This is a genomic window from Leifsonia sp. EB41, from assembly GCF_041262565.1.
Classification (GTDB): domain Bacteria; phylum Actinomycetota; class Actinomycetes; order Actinomycetales; family Microbacteriaceae; genus Leifsonia.
Window position 1 is genome coordinate 3,405,093 of the sequence record NZ_JBGCCJ010000001.1, and the last position, 14,843, is coordinate 3,419,935.

13 protein-coding genes are annotated in these 14,843 nt (G+C 69.6%); 6 read left to right on the top strand and 7 right to left on the bottom strand.

Annotated features, from left to right (window positions below; translation table 11 throughout):
• Positions 1-87 precede the first annotated feature (87 nt).
• Positions 88-1,311 carry an acyltransferase family protein gene (locus ABH923_RS16830; RefSeq protein WP_370056540.1) on the top strand — a complete coding sequence of 408 codons (1,224 nt, stop codon included), beginning with the start codon at positions 88-90 and terminating at the stop codon, positions 1,309-1,311.
• 141 nt (positions 1,312-1,452) lie between these two features.
• Here ABH923_RS16830 and ABH923_RS16835 read toward each other — a convergent pair whose 3' ends face one another.
• From ABH923_RS16835 to rfbB, 3 genes are read right to left on the bottom strand one after another with little or no spacing between them, the layout of a single operon-like run.
• Positions 1,453-2,601, bottom strand: coding sequence for a glycosyltransferase family 4 protein (locus tag ABH923_RS16835; RefSeq protein WP_370056541.1), 1,149 nt, complete (start codon positions 2,599-2,601; stop codon positions 1,453-1,455).
• Positions 2,573-3,460 carry a dTDP-4-dehydrorhamnose reductase gene (rfbD, locus tag ABH923_RS16840; RefSeq protein ID WP_370056542.1) on the bottom strand — a complete coding sequence of 296 codons (888 nt, stop codon included), beginning with the start codon at positions 3,458-3,460 and terminating at the stop codon, positions 2,573-2,575. The genes ABH923_RS16835 and rfbD overlap by 29 nt, the downstream gene beginning before the upstream one ends.
• Positions 3,460-4,449 (bottom strand): dTDP-glucose 4,6-dehydratase, encoded by a 990-nt coding sequence (rfbB, locus tag ABH923_RS16845; protein ID WP_370056543.1) that lies wholly within the window; start codon positions 4,447-4,449, stop codon positions 3,460-3,462. Before rfbB ends, rfbD begins: the two co-directional genes overlap by 1 nt.
• 71 nt (positions 4,450-4,520) lie before the next feature.
• Between rfbB and ABH923_RS16850 the strand changes: the two genes are divergently transcribed.
• A complete protein-coding gene (locus ABH923_RS16850; protein WP_370056544.1) occupies positions 4,521-5,126 on the top strand; it encodes a dTDP-4-dehydrorhamnose 3,5-epimerase family protein in 606 nt (201 codons plus the stop codon).
• A 15-nt stretch (positions 5,127-5,141) separates the two neighbouring features.
• Positions 5,142-6,005 carry a glucose-1-phosphate thymidylyltransferase RfbA gene (rfbA, locus tag ABH923_RS16855; protein WP_370056545.1) on the top strand — a complete coding sequence of 288 codons (864 nt, stop codon included), beginning with the start codon at positions 5,142-5,144 and terminating at the stop codon, positions 6,003-6,005.
• 21 nt (positions 6,006-6,026) lie between these two features.
• Here rfbA and ABH923_RS16860 read toward each other — a convergent pair whose 3' ends face one another.
• Together ABH923_RS16860 and ABH923_RS16865 are read right to left on the bottom strand one after the other, a co-directional pair.
• Positions 6,027-6,893 carry a glycosyltransferase family 2 protein gene (locus ABH923_RS16860; protein ID WP_370056546.1) on the bottom strand — a complete coding sequence of 289 codons (867 nt, stop codon included), beginning with the start codon at positions 6,891-6,893 and terminating at the stop codon, positions 6,027-6,029.
• Between the two features lie 76 nt (positions 6,894-6,969).
• Positions 6,970-7,827, bottom strand: a complete 858-nt coding sequence (locus ABH923_RS16865) for a hypothetical protein (protein WP_370056547.1) — start codon at positions 7,825-7,827, stop codon at positions 6,970-6,972.
• 66 nt (positions 7,828-7,893) lie between these two features.
• On the opposite strand from ABH923_RS16865, the gene ABH923_RS16870 reads away from it, so the two are divergent.
• Complete coding sequence (locus ABH923_RS16870; RefSeq protein WP_370056548.1) at positions 7,894-8,871, top strand: glycosyltransferase domain-containing protein; 978 nt, start codon at positions 7,894-7,896, stop codon at positions 8,869-8,871.
• Positions 8,872-8,875: 4 nt separating this feature from the next.
• On the top strand, positions 8,876-9,805 hold the full coding sequence (locus ABH923_RS16875) for an NAD-dependent epimerase/dehydratase family protein (protein WP_370057384.1): 930 nt from the start codon (positions 8,876-8,878) through the stop codon (positions 9,803-9,805).
• A gap of 54 nt (positions 9,806-9,859) precedes the next feature.
• On the opposite strand, the gene ABH923_RS16880 is transcribed toward ABH923_RS16875, so the two are convergent.
• Both ABH923_RS16880 and ABH923_RS16885 read right to left on the bottom strand, forming a co-directional pair.
• On the bottom strand, positions 9,860-11,122 hold the full coding sequence (locus tag ABH923_RS16880; protein WP_370056549.1) for an ABC transporter ATP-binding protein: 1,263 nt from the start codon (positions 11,120-11,122) through the stop codon (positions 9,860-9,862).
• 3 nt (positions 11,123-11,125) lie between these two features.
• Positions 11,126-12,052, bottom strand: coding sequence for an ABC transporter permease (locus tag ABH923_RS16885; protein ID WP_370056551.1), 927 nt, complete (start codon positions 12,050-12,052; stop codon positions 11,126-11,128).
• A gap of 198 nt (positions 12,053-12,250) precedes the next feature.
• Between ABH923_RS16885 and ABH923_RS16890 the strand changes: the two genes are divergently transcribed.
• Entirely contained in the window at positions 12,251-14,749 is a 2,499-nt protein-coding gene (locus ABH923_RS16890; protein ID WP_370056552.1) for a glycosyltransferase, read from the top strand.
• Positions 14,750-14,843: the final 94 nt, after the last annotated feature.

A 14,843-nucleotide genomic window follows, 5' to 3' on the forward strand; every position in this document is an offset into this window, starting at 1 on the left:
CCCTCCCAGGTGGCCCCTGAACAGGTCACAGGAACCACCCAGCGCCCGCCGGTACCGTCGCCCGCCTATGACGGGTACAGGTGGTGTGTGGACGAGAAGACGCTGACGAAGAACACTGCACGCCTGACGGCCCTGGATGGGCTCCGCGGCCTTGCGGCGGTCGTGGTCGTCTTCCACCACGCGCTCTACACCAACCCCGAGTTCCCCGGCGCGCCGGGCGGCGGCCACGCCCCCGTCGGCTCCTTCATGTGGTGGATCAGCTACACGCCGCTCAAGCTGGCCTCCGCCGGCGTGGAGTCGGTGATCGTGTTCTTCGTGCTGTCCGGGCTGGTGGTGACGCTGCCCGTGGTGCGCCGGCGCGGCTTCGACTGGGTCGCGTACTTCCCGCGTCGCGTGGTGCGGCTCATGGTGCCTGTCGCGGCGTCGGTCGTGCTCGCCGCGGCGTGGGTCGCCGCCATCCCGCAGATCAGCACCCAGCCGAGCGGGACGTGGCTCAGCAACTCCTCGACTCCGAACTTCTCGTGGGAGTACATCGTCAAGGCGATCGACCTGCTCGGCGGCGACGGCCAGATCAACAACCCGCTGTGGTCGCTGCGCTGGGAGCTGGCGTTCTCGCTGCTGCTGCCGGTGTTCGCGATCGCGGCGCTCGCCGTGCGCAAGTGGTGGATCGGCGGCCTGGCGCTGGCCTGCGCGCTGACCTGGCTGGGCGCGCACGCCGGGTCGGGGGAGCTGGAGTACTTCCCGGCGTTCTTCGTCGGCGCGATCATCGCGGTGCGGCTCGACGTCGTCCGCGACGCCGCCGCGCGCATCAACGCCCGCTGGTTCCGTCACCCGCTGTGGGCCGGGCTCACGGTCGGCAGCGCGCTGCTGCTCATCGCGCCGTGGCTGGTCGGCCCCGGCGTCGGGAGCATCCCCGAGCTCGACAACGTGCTGAAGGGGCTCGTCCCGCTGGCGGCGGCCGGACTCGTGGTCGCCGTGCTCGGCTGGACGCCGCTGCGCGTGGTGTTCGAGTCGCGTCCCCTGCAGTTCCTCGGCGCGATCTCGTTCAGCCTGTACCTGGTGCACGTGCCGATCATCCTGTTCAGCACGTACCTGTTCGCCGGGCAGGCCTGGTACGTGCCGCTGCTGTTCGCCCTCCCGCTGGCGGTGCTGGTCGCGGTCGGTTTCACCTGGCTGATCGAGAAGCGCAGTCACGGCTGGTCGAAGGCCGCCGGCGAGTGGGCATCCGCCCGCTACCGAACCTGGTTCGGGCCAGAGGAGGAGACGCGGGAGCCCGCGGAGGCGCGCGCCACCACCTCCACCCGCGCCTGACCCTCGCGACATTCGGCACGAATCGCGGGATTCGCGCGCCCTATCGCCACATTCCGCACGAATCGCGGGTTGCACATTCGTCACGAATCGCGCGATTGGTGCGCGCATTCGCGACATTCGGCACGAATCGTGGGGCGAGCGTCAGAGGTCGGCGTGCAGCTGCCAGACGCGCTCGGCGGAGTCGCGCCAGCTGAAGGCGCGGGCGCGGTCGGAGGCGAGCACGCCGAGCCGGCTGCGAAGCTCCGCCTCGTCGAGCACGCGGCCGATCGCGCCGGCGAGGCGCTCGCTGTAGCCGGCGTCGTCCTCGGCGGACGCCGGCCGCTCCACGACCAGGCTCGCGCCGGCGGCGACCTCCACCAGGGCGGGGTCGTCGGAGTGGATGACCGGGAGGCCGAACTTGAAGGCCTCCACGATCGGCAGTCCGAAGCCCTCGGCGAGGCTCGGGTAGACGAACAGCGTGGCCCGGTCGAGGACGACCGCGAGGTCGGCGTCGTCCAGCCGGCCGAGTGCGCGCACGCGGTCCTCCGGCAGGCCGGCCGCGGCGGCGACGCCGGTCGCCGTGCCGTCGCCGTAGCGGTCCGGGCCGGCGATGAGCAGCGGGATCTCGTGGGCCTCCGGCCGCGCGATGGCGCGGATCAGCGGCGCGATGCCCTTGCGGGGCATGATCGAGCCCAGCGTGAACGCGTAGACCGGCGGCAGGCCGAGCCGGGCGGCGCGCTCGTCGGCGTCGGCCGGGAGGCGGAGCGTCGTCGCGGGCGCGCCGCCGATGACCCGGATGCGGTCGCCGAAGTCGAGGGACTCGGCGAGGCTGTTCGCCACCGCGTGGGTGGGCACGACGATCGCGTCGGCGTGCTTGCGGGCGCGCTTGGCCATCGACTTCGTCCAGATCACCGACGTGGCGCCGAGCGACTCGGGATGCGTCCAGGCCAGGGCGTCGTGGATGGTCACGGCGACCTGGTCGCCGTCATTCAGGGTGTCGTGCTTGCGCAGCGGAGCGAGGAGGCTCGGCGCGTGCAGCATCCCGCGCACGCCGCCGACGGCGATGCCGGACTGCCACGCGAGCGAGAGCTCGCGGCGGGCGAGCGGCAGCCGCACCAGATCGGCGAGGCCGGGAAGGGCCGCGCGCAGCTCGGCGAGCTGCTCGTCGGGGACGTTGGACACGTACGCACGCACCTCGCAGCCCGCGGGTGCGGTGGCGATCAGCTGACGGGTCAGCTCCTCGGTGTACCGGCGGGCTCCGCCGGTCTCGGCCGAGGTGAGCTCATCGACCACCACGCTGAGTGTCGTCATTCGTCTCCAGGTCCAGGACTCCCTGCCGTGCGGCGTCTGCCAGGGCGGCCTCCCACGACCGCATCGGCGCCAGTCCGGCCTTCGCCCAGGCACCGTGCGCGAGCACGGAATAGGACGGTCGGGGTGCGGGTCGCACGAACGTCGCGCTGTCGGTCGGTGTGACCCTATCAGGGTTCAATCCGGCGGCGCTGAAGACCGCCTTCGCGAACTCGAACCAGCTCGCCTCGCCCGAGTTCGTGCCGTGGTAGACCCCGGCGGGGGCGTCGGACTCCAGGAGGGAGACGATCTGCTCGGCGAGGTCGCCCGTCCATGTCGGCTGGCCGAGCTGGTCGGCGACGACGCTCACCGTCTCGTGGCTGCCGGCGAGCTTCACCATCGTCGTGGCGAAGTTCGGGCCGCCGGCGCCGTAGAGCCACGCGGTGCGCACGATGTACGTGCCGTCCGGGTGGGCCGCGAGCGCGAGCTCCTCGCCGGCCGCCTTGGTGCGGCCGTAGGCGTTGATCGGGTCGCGCGGGGTGTCCTCCGCATACGGCTCAGTGGCGTGGCCGTCGAACACATAGTCGGTGGAGACGGTCACGTACCTGGCGCCGGCCTGCGCGGCGGCGACGGCCAGGTTCTCGGTGCCGAGCGCGTTGATCGCGTAGGCCTCGTCCTCGTGCGTCTCGGCGTCGTCCACCTTGGTGTAGGCGGACGCGTTGACGACGGCGTCGTGGCCGGCTGCCGCGGCGACGGCCGCCTCACGGTCGGTCACGTCGAGCCCGGCGCGGCCGAGGGCCGTCATCTCGTGCCCGTGCGCGGCCAGCGCCTTCTGCAGGTCCTGGCCGAGCTGTCCGTTCGCTCCGGCGACGAGGACGCGCATCAGTTGTCCAGCGCGGCGCGGGCCTTGAGCGGCTCCCACCAGTCGCGGTTGTCGCGGTACCACTGCACGACATCGGCGAGGCCCTGCTGGAACGGGACCAGCGGCTCGTAGCCGAGCTCGTTCTGGATCTTGGAGATGTCGACGGAGTAGCGCAGGTCGTGACCGAGCCGGTCGGCGACGCGGTCGACGTACGACCAGTCCCTGCCGGTGGCGTCGAGCAGCAGCTGGGTGAGCTCCTTGTTGGTGAGCTCGGTGCCGCCGCCGATGTTGTAGATCTCGCCGGCGCGGCCGTTCACGAGCACCATCGCGATGCCGCGGGTGTGGTCGTCGACGTGCAGCCAGTCGCGGATGTTGTTTCCCTCGCCGTACAGCGGGACGTGCTTGTCGTCGATCAGGTTGGTGACGAAAAGCGGGATGACCTTCTCGGGGAAGTGGTACGGGCCGTAGTTGTTCGAGCAGCGCGTGATCGACAGGTTGAGGCCGTGCGTGCGGAAGTAGCTGCGGGCGAGGAGGTCGCTGCCGGCCTTCGACGCCGAGTACGGGGAGTTCGGCTCCAGCGGGCGGTCCTCGGCCCACGAGCCCTCCGCGATCGAGCCGTAGACCTCGTCGGTGGAGACGTGCACGAAGCGCTCGACCTTGTTGCGCAGCGCGGCGTCGAGCAGCTGCTGGGTGCCGAGGACGTTGGTCTCCACGAAGATCGACGCGTCGCGCACCGAGCGGTCGACGTGCGACTCGGCGGCGAAGTGCACCACGGCGTCGATGGTGGGGAACAGCTCGTCGAGCAGGCCGCCGTCGCGGATGTCGCCCTTGATGAAGGTGTAGCGCGGGGAGTCGGCGACCGGGGCGAGGTTCGCCAGGTTGCCCGAATAGGTCAGCGCGTCGAGGACGACGACCTCGGCGCCCTCCAGGCCCGGGTAGGCGTCCTGCAGGGTGCGGCGGACGAAGTTGGAGCCGATGAACCCGGCGCCACCGGTGACGAGAATCTTCATACGGAGAGGCTGCTTTCTGTCGGTGAACCGGCGTCGAGTCTACCGTGAGGCCCCATTGGTAGACTCCACGGGTGCAGATCCGAGAACTTTCGATCCCCGACGCCTACGAGATCACCCCGGTGCAGCACGCGGACGACCGCGGCCTGTTCTTCGAGTTCTACCGGTTCGACCGGTTGGAGGAGGCGGTGGGCCATTCCCTCGACCTCAAGCAGGGCAACACGTCGGTGTCGCGCCGCGGCTCGGTCAGGGGAGTCCACTTCGCCGACATCCCGCCGAGCCAGGCCAAGTACGTCATGGCGCCGCGCGGCGCCGTGCTCGACTTCGTCATCGACATCCGTGTCGGCTCGCCGACGTTCGGCCAGTGGGACTCCGTGCTGCTCGACGACACCGACCGCCGCGCCATCTATGTCGCGGAGGGCCTCGGCCACTGCTTCGTCGCGCTGACCGACGACGCGACCGTCAGCTACCTGGTGACCGACGTGTACAGCCCGGGACGCGAGCACGGGATCAACCCGCTCGACGGCGACATCGCGCTGGAGTTCCCCGTGCCGGCGGACGACCTCCTGCTCTCCGCCAAGGACACCGACGCCCCCGGCCTCCTGCAGGCGAAGGACAGCGGCCTGCTTCCCACCTGGGATGCGGCACGCGCCTTCTACGCCTCGCTGAACGACAAGTAAGGACGACCCCACACCATGCGCGGAATCATCCTCGCCGGCGGCTCCGGCACCCGGCTCTGGCCCATCACCAAGGGCATCTCCAAGCAGCTCATGCCCATCTACGACAAGCCGATGGTCTACTACCCGCTGTCGACGCTGATGATGGCCGGGATCAACGAGATCCTCATCATCACCACCCCCGAGTACAACGAGCAGTTCCGCGCCCTCTTCGGGGACGGCTCGCAGCTCGGCATCCGGCTGGAGTACGCGGTGCAGCCGTCGCCGGACGGGCTCGCGCAGGCGTTCATCATCGGCGAGGAGTTCATCGGCGACGAGTCGGTCGCGCTCGTCCTCGGCGACAACATCTTCCACGGCACCGGCCTCGGCTCGTCGCTGCGGCAGCACAACGACATCGACGGCGCCCTGATCTTCGCCTACCAGGTGAGCGACCCGACCGCCTACGGCGTGGTCGAGTTCGACGACAACTTCACCGCGGTCTCCATCGAGGAGAAGCCGGTACGGCCCAAGAGCAAGTACGCCGTCCCCGGCCTGTACTTCTACGACAACTCCGTCGTTCAGATCGCCAAGACCATCGAGCCCAGCGCGCGCGGCGAGCTGGAGATCTCGACGGTCAACGAGCGGTACCTGGAGTCCGGGAAGCTGCAGGTCCAGGTGCTGGACCGCGGCACCGCGTGGCTCGACACCGGGACATTCGAGTCGATGATGCAGGCCTCCGAGTACGTGCGCGTGATCGAGGACCGCCAGGGCTTCAAGGTCGGCTGCGTCGAGGAGGTCGCCTGGCGGGCGGGCTGGATCGACGACCAGCGTCTCGCAGAGCTTGCCGCGCCGCTGGTGAAGAGCGGCTACGGCCAGTACCTCACCCGGCTGCTGGAGGGCTGACGCCCCTCGGCGCCGTGGGCCTCAGGCTCCCCGGCGCGTGAGGTAGGCGGCGCGCAGGTCCAGGCCCAGCCGCAGGATCCAGCGCAGCGGTGCCAGCAGTGGGCCGGAGTACTTGCGGCTCAGGTAGCGGTAGGCGCTGTCGTGGTGCGCGCGGATCATCTTGGCCGACTCCGTGGTCGTGGAGTGCGCCCCGGAGTGGACGACGCTGGTCGTCGGCAGGAAGAGCCGCTTCCAGCCGGCCTTCGCGAGCCGGTAGCCGAGGTCGACGTCCTCGAAGTACATGAAGTACCCCTCGTCGAACCCGCCGAGCTGGTCGAACGCGCTCCGGCGGACCATGACGCACGACCCGGACAGCCAGTCGACCGTGCGCGGCTCCAGCGAGCCGTCCTTGTGCGACAGGTACCGGCGGCTCCACGGGTTGCGCGGCCAGAGCGAGAAGAAGACCGCGTGACCGACGCCCGTCCGGAGCGAAGGGAAGGAGCGGGCTGACGGGTACGGCGTGCCGTCCACGTTGAGCACCCGGGGGCCGACGGCGCCGAGCTCCGGGCGGTCCTCCAGCGCCTGCACGAGGACGCGGACGGTGTCGGGGGAGAGCCGGACGTCCGGGTTGGACACCAGGATGTAGCGGACCTCGTCCGGGAGGGCCGAGGCGGCCGCGTTGACGGCGCCGCCGTAGCCGCGGTTCTCACCCACCTCGACGACCGTCGCGTCGTGCGCGGCCGCGATGGCCGTTGTCGCGTCGAGGTCGGCCGACAGGTTGTCGGCGATGTAGGTGTGCGGGGCGAGCTGGCCGCCGGCGACGGAGTCGAGGAAGCCCCCGAGCTCGCCGCTCGAGTTGTAGCTGACGGTGACGACGGCGGTCGCGCGGGAGGGGACGGGTGAGGACATCGCCCTCCAGCATAGATCGACAGCCTGCAAGGACCGGTGCGCGGGCGCGCCCGGACCATCGCAGCAGCACCGCCCGCTACAGCACCGCCGCCGCGAGCTCCTCGCCGATGCGTTGCGGGGTGGTGCGGGCGCGGATGCCGGCCATCGTGGCCAGCGCCCGCTGCCAGCGCGGACCGCCGAAGTCCGACTCGGCCTCGGTGAGGGCGTCGAGGATCTGCTGCTCGGAGACCGGGGCGTCGATCAGATACGGGTAGTCGCCGCCGAGCCAGCGCACCGCCTCCTGCTGGTCGCGCTGGATGAGCACCGGCGCGCCGCAGTGGGCCGCGGTGAAGCCTTTGAGGAACGGCTTGTAGTGGTCGAGCTCGCGGTGCAGGCGAACGGCGTAATGGAAGGAGTAGTCGCCGACGCGCCCGAGCCAGCCGGCATCCTCGCGGGAGGTGTCGATCGGGATGACGTCGACGGTCTCCTCGATCCGCGGGGTGAGCACGGCGTTCACGCTCTCGCCGAAGTAGCCGGCGCGGAACGCGTCGTGCGTCGGCTGCGTCGTGTCGAGCCGCGGGTCGACGTGGTGGTTGACCAGGGCGACCCTGGTGCCAGGGAAGGCGCGGCCGTACTCCTCGAACGCGGTCAGCGAGCTCGCCACGAGGACGTCGGCGAATCGGGCGGTGGTGCCGGGCGGCAGCTCGTCGACCGGGTCGAACAGGAGGCGGTTGCCGCGGCGCACCAGCTCGTCGAGCTGCACGGGGGTCGCGAGCTTGAGCGCCCCCTTCGTGAGGAAGACCGTCGAGTTGCGCACCGTGGAGCCGAGGGTCCTGACGTGCACGCTGTGTCCGCTGAGCTGCTCGCGCGCGAGGTCCGCGAGCTGGAAGCCCCGCATCACCGTCGATCCTGCTCCTCGGAACGGTTCGGCGTAGAGGAACACCAGGCGGGGCATGCGTCAACCCTATCGCGGCCAGGTGATATCGTCTTGGGGATCGTCTACCCGAAGGAGCCAGAACCAATGAGCGGACGTCGTGCTGTCTATACGGCGTTGCTGGGGGGATACGAGGAGCTGCTCGAGCAGCCGGTCGCGTCGCAGACGGACATCCCCTTCATCTGCTTCACCGACGACCCGGCGCTGACGAGCGAGACCTGGCGGATCGTGCTGGTCGAGCCGATGTTCCCGCTCGACCTCGTCCGCAGCCAGCGCGAGTTCAAGATCCGCGGTCACGAGGACGTGGCCGGGTTCGAGGAGACGCTGTACATCGACAACTCGGTGCTGCTGAAGAAGACCCCGGACGAGATCCTCGACGCGTGGCTGGCCGACGCCGACTACGGCGTGTCGCTGCACAGCTACCGGGAGCGCGTCATCGACGAGTTCGACGAGGTCGTCGCACTCAACTACGACGACGCCGCCCGGGTGCAGGAGCAGCTGCTGCACTACGCCGACCTCTACCCCGACCTCATCCAGCAGCACCCCTACTGGAACGGGATGATCGCCCGGCGCAACACTCCGCAGGTGCAGGCCGCGATGGAGCGCTGGTTCGACCACGTCCTCCGGTACTCGCGCCGCGACCAGCTCTCCGCGAACGTCACGCTCAGCCTGTCCGGGCTCCGCGTCAACGGCGTGGAGCTGGAGAACTTCGAGTCGGACCTGCACAGCTGGCCGGTCGAGGTCGCCCGCAAGATCCACCTGGGCAAGAACAACAAGCGCAACGCCGGGCCGCTGCTCGCCGAGGTCGCGCGCCTCAAGCGCGAGACGGCCGAGCTGTCCCAGCAGCTCGCCGACCAGGCGGACGACCACCGGTTGCTGGAGGAGACGCGTCGCGAGCTGCACGAGACGCACCTGACGGCCGCCCGCGAGCAGGCCAGGATCGAGGCGGAGTGGCGAGGCCAGCTCCAGGGAGTGCTGACCAGCACCTCGTGGAAGGCCTCCGCGCCGATCCGCTGGATCGGCGACTCGGCCAAGCGCATGCGGGCGAGAGGGATCAACGATTAGGGTCATCGTCACCGGCGGCGCCGGTTTCATCGGAAGCACACTGGTCTCCGCCCTGCTGGGGCGGGGCGACGAGGTGGTCGTCGTCGACGCGCTGACGCCGTACTACGACCCGGCGCTCAAACGTGCGGCGCTCGACGCCGTCGCCGGCCCAGGGCTGACGGTCGTGGAGGCCGACCTCAACACGCTCGACCTCGCGCCCGTCCTCGAGGGCGCCGACGCGGTCGTCCACCTCGCCGGCCAGCCGGGCGTGCGCAAGTCGTGGGGCGACGACTTCGTCGCCTACACGCGCGCGAACGTCGACGCCACTCAGCGGGTGCTCGAGTCGATCGTGCGGACGTCGCCCGGCACGCGGTTCCTCTACGCGTCGTCGTCGTCCGTCTACGGCCAGGCCGAGACGTACCCGACCCACGAGGAGATGCTGCCGCGCCCGCTGTCGCCCTACGGCGTCACCAAGCTGGCGGGGGAGCACCTGACCGGCCTCTACGCCGAGAGCTTCGGCGTGCAGACGGCCGCCTTCCGCTTCTTCACCGTGTACGGTCCGCGGCAGCGGCCGGACATGGCCTTCACGCGCTTCCTCGGCGCGGCGCGGGACGGCTCTCCGATCACCGTCTACGGCACGGGCGAGCAGATCCGCGACTTCACGTTCGTCGGCGACATCGTCGACGCCCTGATCGCCGGCCTGGACGCGACCTCGGCCCTGCCGCGGGTGATGAACCTGTCCGGCGGCAGCAGCGTCTCGGTCAACGAGGTGCTCGACACCATCGCCGCCGTGACCGGCGAGCGCCTGGACGTGCAGCGCCTGGACCCGGTGCGCGGCGACGTCTTCCGCACCGGCGGCGACAGCGCGCGGGCGCGCGAGGCCCTGGGCTGGGAGCCGAAGGTCGCGTTGGAGGAGGGCCTCCGCCGGCAGTGGGAGTGGATCCGCTCGCTCTGAGCGCCGGCCCCGGAGCGAGCAGGCTCGGAGCGAGCCGCCTCGGAGCGGTCAGCGTCAGCGCGCGCTGAGCCCGGACGGCACCTCTGCCTCGGCGCCGACGACCACCGCGGACGCGTCCAGCCGGACGATGCCCGAGCCGATCTCGTACGGCGCGATCTCGAACGTGGAGGCCGGCGTCAGCCGGTCGAGCGACGTCCCCGCGACCTCCTCGAGGCTGCCGCGCACCGAGTAGGTCCCAGCGCCGAGCGCGTTGCGGTCGATCACGAAGTCCACCTCGTGGAGGCCGGGATCGGCGGGGATCGTCGTCTCCAGCATCTTGGTGTTGAGGCCGTAGACGCCGAGGCCGGTCGCGGTCTCGATCGCGATGCCGGCGGCGAGCGGCTCCTGCTGCGCGGTGAGCCGGTAGCGGTAGCGGATCACCAGGTCCGACGCGGGCTCGAGCAGGATGGCCTCCGACTTGTCGGCCGGCTCGCGCGAGGTGTCGACGACCCCGGCCACGCGGGGCAGCGCCACGATGCTGTCGATGGTCGCCGTCTTCGGAGCGACCGTGCCGGGGTGGGCGGCGTCGTGGTCGATGCGCTGCTGCTCGAAGCCCTGGCGGAGGACGCGCAGACCCTCGGTGGGGCTGCCGTCGTGGATGAGGTGGCCGTGGTTGAGCACCACGACGCGGTCGCAGAGGCGGCCGACCTGCTCGGCGGAGTGGCTCACCAGTACGATGGTGCGGCCCTCGCGCTGGAACTCCTCGATCTTGTCCATGCACTTGCGCTGGAACGGCTCGTCGCCGACGGCGAGGACCTCGTCCACGAGCAGCAGGTCGGGGTCGACGTGCACCGCGACCGCGAACGCCAGGCGCACGTACATGCCGGAGCTGTAGAACTTGACCTGGGTGTCGATGAAGTCCTCGATGCCGGAGAAGTCCACGATGGCGTCGAAGTACTTGTCGGTCTGCTTGCGGGTCAGCCCGAGGATCGCGGCGTTGAGGTAGACGTTCTCGCGGCCGGTCAGGTCGGGGTGGAAGCCGGCGCCCAGCTCGAGGAGCGCGGCCATCCGGCCGCGGCGCGACACGGAGCCGCTCGTCGGCTCGATGATGCCGCCGATGACCTTCAGGAGCGTGCTCTTGCCCGAGCCGTTGTGGCCGACCAGGCCGACCGTCGAGCCCATGTCGATGTCGAGCGAGATGTCGCGGAGCGCCCAGAAGTCGTCACGGTGCTTGCGCGACGCGGAGAAGTTGAGGATGCGCTCCTTGAGCGACTTCTCCTTGTGCATGACGAAGCGCTTCGAGACGTCGTCGACGCGGATCAGGGGGATGTCGGTCACCGGTCAGATCTCCTGCGCGAAGTTGCCCTGAAGCCTGGCGAACGCGCGCTGCGAGAGCCAGAGGAGGATGAGGCTGACGCCGAGCATGATGACCAGGCGCAGCCCGAGCTGGCTGGGCCAGACCTGGGCGGTCGCGCCCGCGCCCTCCAGGCCGCCGGCCCAGAGCGCCTTCTGCATGCCGAGGACGGCGATGGTGACGGGGTTGGCGAGGTAGAGCTGCTCGATCCAGTTCCCGTGCAGCGCGTTGTGGACGAACGTGAACGGGTACACGATCGGCGAGGCCCAGAACAGCACCAGGAGGGCGATCTCGACGAAGTGCTGCGTGTCGCGCAGGTAGACGTTGACCGCGGAGAGCACGAGCCCGACCGCGGTGGCGAACACCACGAGCATCACGATCGACAGCGGAGCGAGCAGGAGCGTCACGCCGATCGGGAAGTGCGAGAGGACCAGGATGGCGATCACGAGCACGACGAGCTGGACCCCGAAGTTGAACAGCGCTCCGCCCACGCTGCTGAGCGGGAAGATCTCCCGCGGCAGGTAGACCTTCTTGACCAGTCCGCCGTTGCCGATGATGGAGCCCGTCGAGCTGGAGACGATCTCGCTGAACAGGCCCCAGATGGTCAGACCGGTGAACACGAAGATCGCGAAGTCCGGGGTGTTGCGGGCCGCGCCCAGCACCTGCCCGATCGCGAAGTAGTAGATGAGGAGCTGGATGAGCGGGCGCGCCAGGCTCCAGACCAGGCCGAGCGAGCTGTCCTTGTATCGGGCCTTGATCTCGCGCCTGACGAGCAGGCCGAGCAGCTCCCTGTGCGCCCAGACGTCGGCGATGGACCGTCCGCTCCCACGGAAGAAGCCCTGCTTCTGACTGATCGTCTGGAAAGGGGTCTCTTCGATGGCGAGCGCCCGGAGGTCGGCTGCGCTTGTACTCATCGTTCTCGTCCGCCTTCTCGTGTGAGCACCGGAAGCGGATGTTCCCGGCGATTGACAGAAGGTCATTCTAATCGCTGAGCGGGTGCGAACCTCGGTAGCGCCTGTGCGTGCAGCCCGGGGGCCGTAATCGGGTGCGACTAGACTTTGCGGGGTCCGTGGCCGAACGCAGTGGAAAAGACTTAAGGAACGAGACGAATGATGAAGAAGCGTCGACCGGGGGTCGTCTCCGTCGTACTGGTGAACTTCCGGGGCGCCGACGACACGATCGAGTGCGTCGCGGGCCTGCGTGCGCTGAACTGGCCGGCCGAGCTGCTGGAGATCGTCGTCGTCGAGAACGGCTCCGGCGACGACAGCCTGGAGAAGCTGCGCGCCCTCGGTGACGACATCGTCCTGATCGACTCCGGCGCGAACCTCGGATTCACCGGAGGCTGCAACCTCGGCGTCTCGAAGTCGACCGGAGAGTTCGTCGCGTTCCTCAACAACGATGCGAAACCTCACACCGACTGGATCCGCACCGCGATCGACACCTTCGCCACAGGCAAGGACATCGGCGCGGTCGCCAGCAAGGTGCTCGACTGGGACGGCACGGACGTCGACTTCGTCGACGGCGCCATCACCTGGTACGGGATGGGCTACAAGCCGCACGCCGGCGAGCAGGACCGTGGCTCCTGGGACACCGAGAAGGACGTCCTGTTCGGCACAGGCGCTGCGATGTTCATCCGCGCCGAGGTGTTCGAGCTGCTCGAGGGCTTCGACGACGACTACTTCATGTTCTACGACGACGTCGACCTCGGCTGGCGGCTCAACCTCGCCGGCTACCGCTTCCGGTTCCAGCCGGCGTCGCTGGCGTACCACAAGCACCACGCGTCGATGAACAAGTTCGGCAACTTCCGCGAGGAGTACCTCCTGGAGCGCAACGCGCTCTACACGCTCTACAAGAATCTCGGCGACGAGCTGCTGGACGACACCTTCGCCGCTGCGCTGCTCCTGGCCGTCCGCCGCGCCGTCGGGCGCGGGGGGATCGACTCGACGCAGTTCGACCTCCGCAACCCGGGCGGCGACGACCAGCGCACGCTGGAGGTGCCCAAGTCGACGATGGCGGGCGTCTTCGCGATCGACCGTCTCGTCGAGCTCCTCCCGGAGATGACCGACAAGCGGCGCGCCATCCAGGCGTCACGGGTGCGCACGGACCGCGAGCTCATCACGCTCTTCGGAAAGCTCGACGAGCCCGCGTACCCGATCGAGTCGTACCTCGACGGCTACGCCAAGATCGTCGCCAGCCTGGATGTCCTGGAGAACGCGGGCCGCAGGCGGCGCGTGCTGGTCATCACGGGCGACCCCATCGGCGCACGGATGGCCGGCCCGGCGATCCGGTCGTGGCACATCGCGGGCGAGCTCGCCCACGAGCACGACGTGCGGCTGCTGTCGATGACGTCGGTGTCTCCGGTCGACGCGCCGTTCGAGCTCGCGACGATCTCGCACCACCATCCTTCGACGGTCGTCGAGCACGAGAAGTGGGCGGACGTGATCGTCCTCCAGGGGAACGCGCTCGCGCTGTTCCCCGCGCTGGCCAAGTCGCAGAAGATCCTCGTGGTCGACGTCTACGACCCGATGCACCTCGAGCAGCTCGAGCAGGGCCGCGGCAACACGTTCAAGCAGTGGAACAAGCAGATCGGCGACGCCACCGAGACGCTCAACCAGCAGCTCGACCAGGGCGACTTCTTCCTCTGCGCCAGCGACAGGCAGCGTCACTTCTGGCTCGGCCAGCTCGCTGCGCTCGGCCGGATCAACGCCTACACGTACTCGCGCGACCCCGAGCTGGACTCGCTCATCGCCGTCGCCCCGTTCGGGATCCCGTCGGAGGACCCGGAGCAGACCGAGCACGCCATCCGCGGAGCGGTCCCCGGGATCGCACAGGACGACAAGGTCATCGTCTGGGGCGGCGGCATCTACAACTGGTTCGACCCCCAGACGCTGATCAGGGCTGTCGCGCAGCTCGCGGAGCGTCACGACAACCTCCGCCTCTTCTTCATGGGCGTGAAGCACCCCAACCCGGACGTGCCGGAGATGGAGGCCGTCTCGCAGGCGCGCGTCCTCGCCGAGCACCTGGGCCTGCTCGGGAAGAACGTGTTCTTCAACGAGAGCTGGGTCCCGTACGAGGAGCGCCAGAACTACCTGCTCGACGCCGACCTCGGCGTCTCCACCCACTTCCAGCACGTCGAGACCACCTTCTCGTTCCGCACGCGGATCCTCGACTACCTGTGGGCGGGGCTGCCGATCGTGACGACCGCCGGCGACTCGTTCGGCGACCTGGTCGCCAAGGAGGGGCTCGGCGCGTCGGTGCCGGAGCGTGACGTGGACGCGCTCGCCGAGGCGATCGAGCAGTACCTGTTCGATGCGGAGGCCGTCGCCTCCGCGCGCGCCGCCGTCGCGAGGGTCCGCGAGGACTTCCGCTGGAGCCGCGCGCTGGCGCCGCTGATCGAGTTCTGCCGGCGCCCGGTCCGCGCGGCCGACAAGGACGTGAACTCGAAGTCCTCCGCGAGCAAGGCCGTGAAGAAGGTCCAGGTGGTCCCTCGGACCGGGATCCGCCGCGACCTGGATCGGGCCGCGTACTACCTGCGCGAGGGTGGCGTGTCGGCGGTCATGGAGCGGTACAAGGCGCGCAACGAACGGCGCAAACAGGCGTCCGAGCTGTAACCGGCGGCACCCGAACGGGGGTGTGCTTTGCGCGCGTGAGCGGCAGAAAACGCAAGCATTTCGCGTGGTGAGCCAATAGGCTGGACGAAACGTT

What these genes read in the sequence shown, in the direction of transcription:
- ABH923_RS16835 (WP_370056541.1), bottom strand. Translation starts at nt 2,601, where the DNA reads ATGACGACACTCAGCGTGGTGGTCGATGAGCTCACCTCGGCCGAGACC.
- rfbD (WP_370056542.1), bottom strand. Translation starts at nt 3,460, where the DNA reads ATGCGCGTCCTCGTCGCCGGAGCGAACGGACAGCTCGGCCAGGACCTG.
- rfbB (WP_370056543.1), bottom strand. Translation starts at nt 4,449, where the DNA reads ATGAAGATTCTCGTCACCGGTGGCGCCGGGTTCATCGGCTCCAACTTC.
- rfbA (WP_370056545.1), top strand. Translation starts at nt 5,142, where the DNA reads ATGCGCGGAATCATCCTCGCCGGCGGCTCCGGCACCCGGCTCTGGCCC.
- ABH923_RS16860 (WP_370056546.1), bottom strand. Translation starts at nt 6,893, where the DNA reads ATGTCCTCACCCGTCCCCTCCCGCGCGACCGCCGTCGTCACCGTCAGC.
- ABH923_RS16865 (WP_370056547.1), bottom strand. Translation starts at nt 7,827, where the DNA reads ATGCCCCGCCTGGTGTTCCTCTACGCCGAACCGTTCCGAGGAGCAGGA.
- ABH923_RS16870 (WP_370056548.1), top strand. Translation starts at nt 7,894, where the DNA reads ATGAGCGGACGTCGTGCTGTCTATACGGCGTTGCTGGGGGGATACGAG.
- ABH923_RS16885 (WP_370056551.1), bottom strand. Translation starts at nt 12,052, where the DNA reads ATGAGTACAAGCGCAGCCGACCTCCGGGCGCTCGCCATCGAAGAGACC.
- ABH923_RS16890 (WP_370056552.1), top strand. Translation starts at nt 12,251, where the DNA reads ATGAAGAAGCGTCGACCGGGGGTCGTCTCCGTCGTACTGGTGAACTTC.